Here is an 11,133-nt window from a genome sequence, read left to right on the forward strand (position 1 = left end):
GTTGCACCAGCGACGCATCGACCTGGAGGTTCCCTCCAGGTCGATGCGTCAAGACAAGCAGGGGGATCTACCCACTGCAAACGTAGCAATTGGACTTTCCAAACATCCTCTTAGAGCCTGAACGCGATCGCCGCACGAATATAGAGCGCAAATTAGCAGTCGCTTTCTGAAGGCAATGCAATCGCCTCAGTGGAGCTTGCGGTCATCTGCGAGCCGCTGCAAGTTACCGGCGATCGTACTATTGTGTTCGTTGCTAGCAGCTAATTCTTCGGTGTCAAAATCGAAAATATCTAAATCTAAAATATCCGCTAGCTCCAATTCCATACTAGGGCGGAGAATGGTCACGACTTCTTCGATTTCTATCGCGCTCTCATCGAATACCATTTCATCCATATTATAGGAAACAAACAAGTAGGCCCCATTCATGACCATTAAAACTAACGAACATACGATTGGCATTTGCCCCATCCTCCAGACTACGAATCAATCTGGGATCGACCCAATTTAGTAAACATTAAGAGCAATTAACTTGCACTTTAATTTTACCTAATTAGATTTGCAGGGCGGCTCTGTCAAATTAAATATTTTCGCCGATCGTGACTGTGCCAACTGGTGGATCGATTTAGCGCGATCGGATCGATCGTCCCAGTTTTGTCGCGATCGATGCAGATCTAGTCTTCCTTTTGATGATAATGGCGACAGTCTTGACATAGCCCATCGGGATTGACCGCACATCGAATATAAGGCGATCTGGCATTATAACTGCAACTTAAATCGCCAATTACATAGCCGACCCCCTCAATGTATTGCTCTTCGGGATCGCGATTTACCCGTTTATAAAAGCGGCGATTGGAGCTAGGCTCGGTCATCGTCATCCGCCGACTGCGCGCGCGCAATCGCTGACAATAGCTCAACCACGAGCAAGTCAGCAATAGCAAAATAATTGTAAAGACAGCTAATAGTGTGTGGAGCACCCAGGACACCTCAATTCATAATTAATATGATAACCTGCTAATTTGGCCAGAAAACAGTACTTTTATTAAAGATTGAGAAAATCAGCAAAAGAATTAGTCTGGATCGACATTTGGTAGCTAATCGTTAATTTTTAAGATTACCGATTTGCGGATTTCAATTGGTAATAATATACACATCGATCGCGGACTCAGCCGTGGTAGATCGCCCGCGATCGGGCCGGATTACCCTGCGCTTTTCGTCGCAAATATCCGCTCGATCGTCGCTTCGACGACACGATCGGGCGTAGAAGCTCCCGACGTCACCCCTACCGTAATTTTACCTGGTGGCAACCAATTTTTAGTGATTTCGAGGTCTTTTGCTAACGGTTTGTGTTCGATCTGATTATCAGCCAAAATACGGATATCGCTATCGATATGATACGAAGGAATCTGATGTTCGATCGAGATTTCCTGGAGATGTGTGGTATTGGATGAGTTGTAGCCACCGATTACGACCATCAGGTCGAGGGGTTCATCGACGAGTTTAAACATCGCATCCTGACGCTCCTGAGTAGCATCGCAGATCGTATTAAAGCTTTGAAAATGGTCGTTCAATTCAGCGGTACTATATTTTTTCATCATCGTCCGCTCGAACAATTTACCGATCGCTTCGGTTTCAGTTTTGAGCATCGTAGTCTGATTGGCGATGCCGACTTTCTCTAAATCCACATCCGGATCGAATCCCTCAGAATAAGCATTGCTAAATTTAACCAAAAATTCGGTGCGACGTTGCAGTTTTTCGGCAGGGGAATCGCCATTATTTAAAATATAGTCGGCTACATATTGCGCTTCGGCCATATTTAATACCACTAAATACTTGTCGGCAAATGAACTCGTCGCGACGGTTTCTTCGTGTTTGTATTGACCGTGAATAATTGAAGTATAGTCTTTTTTCTTGTGCTTCTCGATCGTGTTCCAGACTTTAGAAACCCACGGACAAGTGGTATCGACGATCGTACAACCTTTATCGTTGAGCAGTTGCATCTCTTGGACGCTGGCACCAAAGGCTGGCAAGATGACCACGTCACCGCAATCGATCGGATCGAAATTTTTGACGCCATTTTCCACCTGAATAAAGTTGACATTCATCTCCCGCAACCGTTGGTTGACCGAAGGGTTGTGGATGATTTCATTGGTAATCCAAATCCGTTCGGTGGGGAAATGTTGGCGCGTTTCATAGGCGATGGCGACCGCTCGTTCGACTCCCCAACAAAAGCCAAAGGATTCGGCGAGTCGAATCGTGACGTCGCCACGCGTGAGGGTGTAGTTGCGATCGCGAATCTCTTTGATTAAATCGCTTTCATATTCTGATTTTAAAACTACCTCTACATCGGCTTGATGTCCGAAGCCTTTGCGGTGATAGTTTTCTGATTGGTTGAGCGATCTTTTAAAGGCTTTGGTATCCATGTGTTGGTGAGAGGGGCGAATGGCTCATCAGTTAGCATTATATCTAAGTCGGTGGCTCGAACGGTCTGCTAACTCGATCGAGACTCCTAAATCGATGAACCGGAACCCTCAATCATCCATTTGAGAATACCTAAAATTCGTTCGACCGGAGTAACTTGATATTCATTAGCATCAACAGTCACATTTTTACCCTCAAGCTTGAGAAATTGCCAAGCTCTACCGCTAGTTACACTGCCGTAAACGATCGGAATCGCTTTATGTTTGCTATCGTTAAATATTTGCGCTGCGACCATCTCAGCAATGCACTGACCCAAGCCCAGATCTAATTCGCCCCGCTTGGCTTCTACCAGCATCACGACTGGAGCTTGAATGATGTAAGGAGTCGTCGATTTACTCAACAGAAAGTCGCAGAAGCCATTAAGACCACGCTCGCGATCGACACTAAATTCCTCACCAGAGAATAATTCTACTGAATTATGTACCAGCTTTCTGACTTCTAGCAACACAGGACTGATTAACAGTTCGGATTTAGCTTTTTCAGACCTAGCTTGCTGTGCCAATGGAAACCACTCCTGAAAAATGGCTGAAAATAACTCACTGGGCGCGGCAACAGGTAAGTCCGCACAAAATGGCGATCCTGTTAATGTTAGATCGAATCGCTCGGTAACTTCTGGCAAAGTGAAGTTGTTGTAAGCCATGTTTTCGACCTAAATGGGACGAGAATATAATTTTAGCACTGGTTCAATGTAGGAAAAGAATCATTTTTCTAGGCATTAGGCTAGGTTTGGACAGGCTAGCAATCGTAGGTGATGCTTGTTATCCTAAGTGTAAAGATGTGTAAAGCAATCGACTGGCACAGGGTGAAGATCGACTTATGACGACAGCAGTATTGACAGCACAAATGACCGCAGGTGGAGACGATTCTGGTAAGTTTGACCCGATCGAATCTTGGTATCCAGTGGCGTATGTGGCAGATCTCGATCGACTTACGCCTACGCCGTTTACTTTGCTCGATCGCGATTTGGTGATTTGGTGGGATAATCAAGCGCAAGCTTGGCGGGCATTTGACGATCGTTGTCCCCATCGCTTGGCGCGATTATCTGAAGGTAGAATTGCTGAAGATGGCTTATTGGAATGTCCCTATCACGGTTGGGCCTTTACTGGCGCGGGGACTTGCGATCGCATCCCCCAGCAATTACCCGATGCCAAAGCCGAAACCTCTCGCCGTGCTTGCGTCACATCGCTACCGACGAGCGTGGAGCAGGGCTTGTTATTTATCTATGCTGGGACTGCTCTTAAAGCCGAGCAGACTCCCGTCCCGCTGATGCCGGTACCAATGGTTGATGGCAAACCGACTGATGGTTGGATCGTTTTAAATACGTTCCGCGATTTACCCTATGATGCCGCCACGCTCCTCGAAAATGTTCTCGATCCGAGTCATTTGCCCTATACTCATCACAATAGTGTCGGTAAGCGATCGAATGCTGGCCCCGTAGAATTGGCAGTTGTGGCATCTGACAAGTCAGGGTTTACGGGAACGTGGGCAGAAGGGCCGCGCAAGGGTACGCTAGGTCGGCAAGATACCACTTTTATCGCTCCCTGTCTGATGTGGCACGCACTCACATCCAAGCAGTTTGGCGAGACAATTACAGTCGTGTATGCCACCCCAACGCGTAAGGGTGAATGTCGGATCTTTGCCAGATTTCCGTTTAAATTTGCGAGTAAGATTCCCGCTTTGTTTATTAGTGCGACACCTGAGTGGTATTCGCATATCAATAACAATGCGATCTTAGAAGATGACCAAATCTTCCTGCATCATCAGGAACGTTATCTCGCCCAAAGTGGTGGGAGTGAGAATTTTAGTCAGTCATTTTATTTACCCACTAAAGCCGATCGATTCGTGTTTGAATATCGGCAATGGTTGAATAATTATCAAGCCGATCCCTTCCCCGGTCAAACTTTTAAACCTGCTTTAGATAGCGAGAAATTACTCGATCGCTATCATAGTCATACCGAACATTGTCATAGTTGCCGCACTGCTCATCAAAATCTCAAAATAGCCAAACAAGCGATCGTTATTATCGCGCTAATTGCCTGGATAAGTTCGACAATTTTCGCGCTCATTGGCGGAGAGAATACATTAACTCCGGCCTTTATCTCGATCGGGATGGTAGTTGTTGGCTCGATCGGTTGGTGGGGCTGCGATCGCCTCCAACTGCGGCTAGAGCAGGGAAGTCGCATTCCCGCGCGCAATCGTAAATGAGAGCGGGGAGCGGGGAGCGGGGAGCGGGGAGCGCAAAACATGAAATCATGAGATTGGGGACGCCCTAAGATCTTTGATTCAGAGTGGGAATCTGCTATGAAGCTGATGTAGATCCTATTAGCCGAGGTCAATTCTGGGTACGCTAGAGATCCATAAGCTGTTAGTCATTTAATGTGCTTACCTTTTCTCTTGAAAAGATGCTCTACTCGGGAAACCCCGCTCCTCGCTCCCCGCCCCCCGCTTTCAGAAAGTTGCGATCGAAATGTCAGGGCAGCTTATCGATAATTCGCGCAAGACTACCACTGTTATGACTGGCAATCGGCAAATTCCCCAACGCTACGTTAGAATTAGTAAATACTTATCCAAGCACTTGCGCCACCAGCCAGAACGACTGGGATTGGAACTTTTACCAGGTGGCTGGATCGAAGTAGACAAGCTGCTATCGGCAGCATCAGCACATGGATTTGAAATTAGTCTTGCCGATCTCCAACAAGTAGTTGCTACCAATGATAAACAACGTTTTGCATTTAATGAATCCGGCGATCTGATTCGCGCCAATCAAGGACATTCGATCGAAATCGACCTACAGCTTTTAGCCAAAACTCCTCCAGACGCTCTCTATCATGGCACGCATGTTAAGGCAATTGCCGCAATTTTAGCATCGGGATTGCAAAAAATGTCTCGCCACCATGTCCACCTCACCACAGATCTGAATATGGCATTCAAGGTGGGTAGTAGACGCGGCGAGAGTGTCATCTTGGCAGTAGATACACACGCGATGGTTGCTGACGGCTATAGCTTTTATCGGACGGATAACGATGTGTGGTTAGTCGATACCGTCCCCCCACAATATTTAACCCAAATAGATCTCGCGTCCACAGCCTGAAGCTCGGCTCGCAAATTTTAGGACAGATAATTAATATGGGCTACGATAATTTCAATCAGAATAATAACGCTCAAAGCAAAGGATTATTAGCATCGGGCTGGCGACCCCTAAATCGAGATTTAGATATCGGATTTTTTGCCAGCATTGTTGTCAACGACACCTGGAGTTTGGCCAAGCGGAGCGCGGATTTTGTCAGCGATGTTGCCGATGCGATCAGTCGCAAGCAATATTCCTGGTGGGCGAATATTCTGAATGTATTTTCCGATAGCGTTCAGTACGAATTTAACGAACTGTGGAATTTTATCACGCCCGATCCAGCTTCACCCGATCGCCGACACAAAGATGTCTTAATCGCCCAAACGCCGATCGTCCAATTAGTCAGTCGCGATAGCATTCCGATCGATTATGTGTTGAATCGGTTAGAAGAAATCACTGTCAAAAATATCCTCGAAATTTTAGGTAAACCCGACCTAATTACCCAATACTATTGGGAGCGGTATTTCTACTTTCCACCCGAACGGTTTACCACCTGGGAACGGTTGGAAGTATTGGGCTATGTCTCGGCATACTGGAAAGAATATGATATCTGGGTGCAAGTCGAAACATACGAAAAAGGCAAACGTCAATATACAATTTCGGCTAAAGATTTAGCCCCATTAATTAGCAAAGCTACCTACGATGTCGCGGTAATTTTAAGCGGCTATAAAAGTCGCGTGGGTAAAATCAATAGTGAATACCCAATTCGATCGTTCCCAGCCGAAATTCAGAGCTTTACCGATCGCGTGCAGCAAGCAATCTTGAGCGAACAACAGGTTGCTGTGTTAATTAACGGCGAACCTGGCACGGGTAAAACGGTCTGGACGCAAGCGATCGCTAAAGAAGTCTTGATGCCATTGGGATATGTAATTTTTATTCTCGATCATGATGCCGTCGAAAACTTCGTACCGCCGAGTTATTTGGAACGGATTTGTTTGATTATTAATGAAGCTGATAATCTCGCCAAAAATCGCGCTCTCGAATCGGCTCAAGAAAATAGTAAAACCGAACATATTTTGGGTTTACTAGACGGCACGCTTTATCAAAGCGTTATCGACGAATCGGGCATTCATCTCCAGCAAAAGTTGGTGGTGTTGATGACTTGCAATACTACCGATCGGATGGATCCTGCTTTGTTGCGCAAAGGACGGGTTGATTTTACCTATGAATTCGTTCATAAATTTGTCTAGGCGATCGAAATTAAATCATCTCCAATGAATGCAAGAGAACTTCAAGATCGGCTATTAGCATTATCGGTACCTGAAAAAACCGAGATTCTTCAGGTACTGGTTCAAAATCTGGTTAATTCATGGACTGGTATCAGCAAAACTCCTGGCATTGTCGGTGGCGATGCTTGTATTGCTGGTACGAGAATCCCTGTTTGGGATCTGGTGGAGTATCGTCAGATGGGAGCAAGCGATCTCAAAATTCTCGAAGCATATCCACAACTTACAGCAACAGATCTCTACCATGCATGGAGCTATGCTGATGCATTTCCTGATGAAATTAATGCGGCGATTGCAACTAACCAGGCAGCTTAGATGATAAGGCTATATGCTGACGAACAGTTTCCATTGCCAGTAGTTGAAAGGTTACGATCGAAGGGTTATGATGTGTTAACTGTAAAAGATGCTGGCAAGGAAAATCAGCGAATCTCTGATGAAGATGTTTTGGATTTTGCGACTAGTCAAGATCGAGCAGTAATTACTCAAAATCGTCGAGACTTTATTCGGTTGCACAATCGAGGATTGAATCATGCCGGAATTGTGGCTTGTACTAAAAATTTAGATTGGGATGGGTTCGCATCTGAAATCGATCGGGTATTAATAGAGAGAGCGTCGATCGCGGCTGAATTAGTGAGGGTAAATCGTCCCGCAATGTAGTTTTTGTGCAAACTAGATCGAATAGTCGATCGGGAAAGATTTTGCTTCCTTCGGTTTAACAAATACCTGCTGCTGCGGTTCGAGTTGCAGCTCGTCAAAGCGTTCGCGCGTCAGTAGTGCAGTGATGACTTGTCCATCGTCTAGAGCTAATTCTGCTTGAATTTCTGAGCCGAGATGCGTCACCCGATTGACCTTGGCAGCGACGGTACTAGTATTTGAAATAGTTTCAATAGCAATGTCTTGAGGGCGCAGAAACATTTGGGGATTGGTCGTTTCAAACCGTTTATTTTGGAAGATATTTAAGCTACTTGGCAACACATTAACCGGCCCGACAAAACCCATTACAAAAGCATTTGCTGGATGATTGTAAATCTCGCTGGGCGTGCCGACTTGCTCGATATAGCCTTTGTTCATGATGGCGATTTTATCGGCGACTGCCATCGCATCCGATCGATCGTGGGTAACAAATACCGTCGTGACGTGAGATCGATCGTGGAGCTGCCGCAACCAAGCGCGTAAATCTTTGCGAACTTTGGCATCTAGCGCGCCGAAGGGTTCGTCGAGCAGAAGAATTTTGGGTTCGATGGCTAAGGCTCTAGCCAAGGCGACGCGCTGGCGTTGTCCGCCGGAAAGTTGCGCAGGATAACGATCGCCTAAGCCACTAAGTTGAATTAAGTCTAGGAGTTCAGCGACCTTTTTTTTGACTTTCGAGCCGGAGATCGATCGAATCTCCAAGCCAAAGGCGATATTTTGACCGATCGTCAGATGTTTGAACAAGGCATAATTCTGGAAGACAAAGCCGATATTGCGTTCGCGCACATTCTGGTGAGTGGCATCCTGTCCCGCCAGCCACAGCCGTCCCTCATCGGGGGTTTCCAGTCCCGCAATCAGTCTGAGCAGAGTCGATTTCCCCGAACCCGAAGGGCCGAGCAGCGCAATCAGCGAACCTTGCCCGATTTCGAGATTTGCTCGATCGACAGCTTGGAAGTTCCCAAAGCATTTGGAGATATTTTCTACGGCAATGCCCACAATCTGTTCTGGTTTGGTGTAACCGCTGCTGGCGAGAATTTACAGGTAATCTCACGAATTACCGTATCTTAGCATCGGTCGATTACCTGCGATCCGCTAGGCGATCGGTTGGCGACGAGCAATTTTTGGTATAGTAGTATAGGGACACTATTCTTTCTAAAAAGTAGCCATGTCAGATCTCGATCGCGGCATCATGAAATTCAAAGGGGCAGATACACCAGTAGCCATCGCTATCTCTTCAACGCTGGTATTGGGTGGTATCATCTTCCTCGTCATCTGGGCACTGCAACACGCTTATGCGGTTTAGCAATCGATCTTTGAATATTGCGTAGGTTGGGTTGAGGCACGAAACCCAACACACTCACAGATCGATCGTGCAGATGTTGGGTTTCACATTCGTTCAACCCAACCTACGGATCTCTGGGTAAATTTTCAGCATCCAAAACCAAAATAAGGTTGTCCTCTAAAATGGACGACTAAAAACAAACTTAATGGTAGGGGCGAGCGATTTGCCCCTACCATTAATTGCCAGTAATGCACTACCGTTTCAATGCCGATTCATACTCTACCGATCGACGTCATTCACCTGATTGCTGCTGGAGAAGTCATCGACTCTCTGGGTGCTGTCGTGCGCGAACTATGTGAAAATGCGATCGATGCGGGAGCTACTAGAATTACGGTTTCATTATTTCCCGATCGGTGGCGGATTCGGGTCGCTGATAATGGTAGCGGGATCGAACTGGCAGATCTCCAACAGGCAGCAACGGCGCATAGTACGAGTAAAATCGACGATCGTGAAGATCTATTTCACATTACTAGTCTGGGATTTCGCGGCGAGGCTCTGCACAGTCTGGCGCAACTTGCCAATCTCGAAATTTACAGTCGTCCCCGCCAAAGTAGCGATGGTTGGCATCTAGTCTACAACCATCAGGGCGAAGTCGTGCGCCAGCAGGAAGTCGCGATCGCGCCTGGTACGGCAATTGATGTCGAAGATCTGTTTGGGGACTGGGCAGCCAGACGGGAAGGTTTACCCAATCTCAATTGTCAACTCCGTCAAGTCCAGACAGTGATTCACCATTTGGCTCTGTGTCATCCCCATGTTAATTGGCTGGTAGAACAGCAACATCGTCCGTGGTTTCAGATTATCGGCTCGAAAACCACTCAGCAAATCATTCCGCAATTATTACCCAAAGTGCGGGTTGAGGATCTTCAGCATGTGGAGATGAGTATTCGTCCGCTCGATCGCCTTAAAGAACGGCTCGAACTAGAATTACAAACAGCACCAGCAAATCTGCAAACGTATCGGACGATTGCCGCACCAAAATCGATCGAGACACCAGCATCAGAGTCAAAAATCCAGTTGACATTAGGATTGCCCGATCGCTGTCACCGCCATCGGTTAGATTGGGTCAAAGTAGCCGTTAACGGTCGGATTGTCAGGGCACCAGAATTGGAGCAAACGATCCTCAGTGGCTTGGCGCGCACATTGCCGCGAGATCGCTATCCCGTCTGTTTTTTACACCTCCAGATTCCACCCCACTACATCGATTGGAATCGTCATCCTGCCAAGGTTGAAATCTATCTCCAGCAGGTAGAATATTGGCAAGCCCAAGTCACTCAAGCACTCGATCGCGCCTTAAATCTTGAGGCTGAAGCTGATGATGACGATACTCAATCCAGTCGAATTGGTAAATTACTCGCAGTCGCCGAACAGCATGGTGCCTATCGCATCCCACACCGATCGATTCCGACAACCAATGATGGTGACGGATTGGGCTTACTCGAATTGCGCGCTGTCGGGCAAGTCCTCAATACTTATATCATTGCCGAACATCCCGAAGGGTTATGGCTGGTGGAGCAGCATATCGCCCACGAGCGGGTGCTATACGAGCAAATAGCCAGTGCTTGGCAGCTCTTACCACTGGAACCACCGATAGTGCTCTCGCACCTGTCAGAGCGGCAAATAGAGCAGTTACAGCAAATCGGGATAACGATCGATCTCTTTGGAGAAAGCCTGTGGGCAGTGCGGACGGCTCCAGCACCGCTATTGATGCGGGAAGATCTGGCAGCAGCAATTACCGAACTCAGTCTCGGCGGAGATTTGCAAGCCGCGCAAGTAGCCGTCGCCTGTCGCTGTGCGATTCGCAATGGCACAGCTTTGAGTTTAGCGGAAATGCAAAGTTTACTCGATCGGTGGCAACGCACCCGCAATCCCCGCACTTGTCCCCACGGGCGACCGATCTATCTATCATTTAAAGAAAGTAGTTTGGCTCGATCGTTTCGTCGTCACTGGGTGATTGGCAAAAGTCACGGTATTTAGGACAGATTTTTAGACTCTATCTATACGTTAATTGTTACGCAGCTAGAGCGCGAGTATTACTATTGTGACTAGCACAATCGATCGTGCAAACTTACAAAATAACTCGATCTCAAATTATCCGGTTAGCACCTTGCTTATGTCGAATATATGGATGTAATAACTTCTACTATTGCTACAACCATGAAAAGTCCTATTCAGCCTGTCACGATTCAGCGCAGTTTCTTCACCTACGGCAGCCTGTTGATACTGATTGCGACTCTGACAACTAGTTGCGCTTCCGCGCCTACTAATTCTGC

Annotated in this window: 12 protein-coding genes; 7 read left to right on the forward strand and 5 right to left on the reverse strand. The window is 47.0% G+C overall.

What is annotated here, in order from left to right; translation table 11 throughout:
* Positions 1-186: 186 nt before the first annotated feature.
* From RMO84_RS04575 to RMO84_RS04590, 4 genes are all read right to left on the reverse strand, one after another.
* Complete coding sequence (locus RMO84_RS04575; RefSeq protein ID WP_310487299.1) at positions 187-393, reverse strand: hypothetical protein; 207 nt, start codon at positions 391-393, stop codon at positions 187-189.
* Between the two features lie 278 nt (positions 394-671).
* A complete protein-coding gene (locus RMO84_RS04580) occupies positions 672-974 on the reverse strand; it encodes a DUF6464 family protein (RefSeq protein WP_310487300.1) in 303 nt (100 codons plus the stop codon).
* 222 nt (positions 975-1,196) lie between these two features.
* On the reverse strand, positions 1,197-2,420 hold the full coding sequence (locus RMO84_RS04585; RefSeq protein WP_310487301.1) for a 4-hydroxy-3-methylbut-2-enyl diphosphate reductase: 1,224 nt from the start codon (positions 2,418-2,420) through the stop codon (positions 1,197-1,199).
* Between the two features lie 86 nt (positions 2,421-2,506).
* Positions 2,507-3,118 (reverse strand): hypothetical protein, encoded by a 612-nt coding sequence (locus RMO84_RS04590; protein WP_310487302.1) that lies wholly within the window; start codon positions 3,116-3,118, stop codon positions 2,507-2,509.
* 176 nt (positions 3,119-3,294) lie between these two features.
* Here RMO84_RS04590 and RMO84_RS04595 point away from each other — a divergent pair, with 176 nt between their 5' ends.
* The 5 genes from RMO84_RS04595 to RMO84_RS04615 all read left to right on the forward strand — a co-directional run bounded on the left by RMO84_RS04595 (position 3,295) and on the right by RMO84_RS04615 (position 7,488).
* Complete coding sequence (locus RMO84_RS04595; protein ID WP_310487303.1) at positions 3,295-4,683, forward strand: Rieske 2Fe-2S domain-containing protein; 1,389 nt, start codon at positions 3,295-3,297, stop codon at positions 4,681-4,683.
* Between the two features lie 307 nt (positions 4,684-4,990).
* Positions 4,991-5,569, forward strand: a complete 579-nt coding sequence (locus tag RMO84_RS04600; RefSeq protein ID WP_396135770.1) for an RNA 2'-phosphotransferase — start codon at positions 4,991-4,993, stop codon at positions 5,567-5,569.
* Positions 5,570-5,604: 35 nt separating this feature from the next.
* Positions 5,605-6,795 (forward strand): AAA family ATPase, encoded by a 1,191-nt coding sequence (locus tag RMO84_RS04605; protein ID WP_310487305.1) that lies wholly within the window; start codon positions 5,605-5,607, stop codon positions 6,793-6,795.
* Between the two features lie 24 nt (positions 6,796-6,819).
* On the forward strand, positions 6,820-7,146 hold the full coding sequence (locus RMO84_RS04610) for a DUF433 domain-containing protein (RefSeq protein ID WP_310487306.1): 327 nt from the start codon (positions 6,820-6,822) through the stop codon (positions 7,144-7,146).
* Positions 7,147-7,488 (forward strand): DUF5615 family PIN-like protein, encoded by a 342-nt coding sequence (locus tag RMO84_RS04615; RefSeq protein ID WP_310487307.1) that lies wholly within the window; start codon positions 7,147-7,149, stop codon positions 7,486-7,488.
* A gap of 12 nt (positions 7,489-7,500) precedes the next feature.
* Here the strand turns inward: RMO84_RS04615 and RMO84_RS04620 are convergent, their stop codons facing one another.
* Positions 7,501-8,517 (reverse strand): TOBE-like domain-containing protein, encoded by a 1,017-nt coding sequence (locus RMO84_RS04620; RefSeq protein ID WP_310487308.1) that lies wholly within the window; start codon positions 8,515-8,517, stop codon positions 7,501-7,503.
* Positions 8,518-8,686: 169 nt separating this feature from the next.
* Between RMO84_RS04620 and RMO84_RS04625 the strand changes: the two genes are divergently transcribed.
* Positions 8,687-8,824, forward strand: coding sequence for a hypothetical protein (locus tag RMO84_RS04625; RefSeq protein ID WP_310487309.1), 138 nt, complete (start codon positions 8,687-8,689; stop codon positions 8,822-8,824).
* Positions 8,825-9,067: 243 nt separating this feature from the next.
* Positions 9,068-10,837 carry a DNA mismatch repair endonuclease MutL gene (gene mutL, locus RMO84_RS04630; protein WP_310487310.1) on the forward strand — a complete coding sequence of 590 codons (1,770 nt, stop codon included), beginning with the start codon at positions 9,068-9,070 and terminating at the stop codon, positions 10,835-10,837.
* Positions 10,838-11,133: the final 296 nt, after the last annotated feature.

The sequence above is a fragment of the Chamaesiphon sp. VAR_69_metabat_338 genome (genome assembly GCF_031423935.1).
Lineage (GTDB): Bacteria > Cyanobacteriota > Cyanobacteriia > Cyanobacteriales > Chamaesiphonaceae > Chamaesiphon.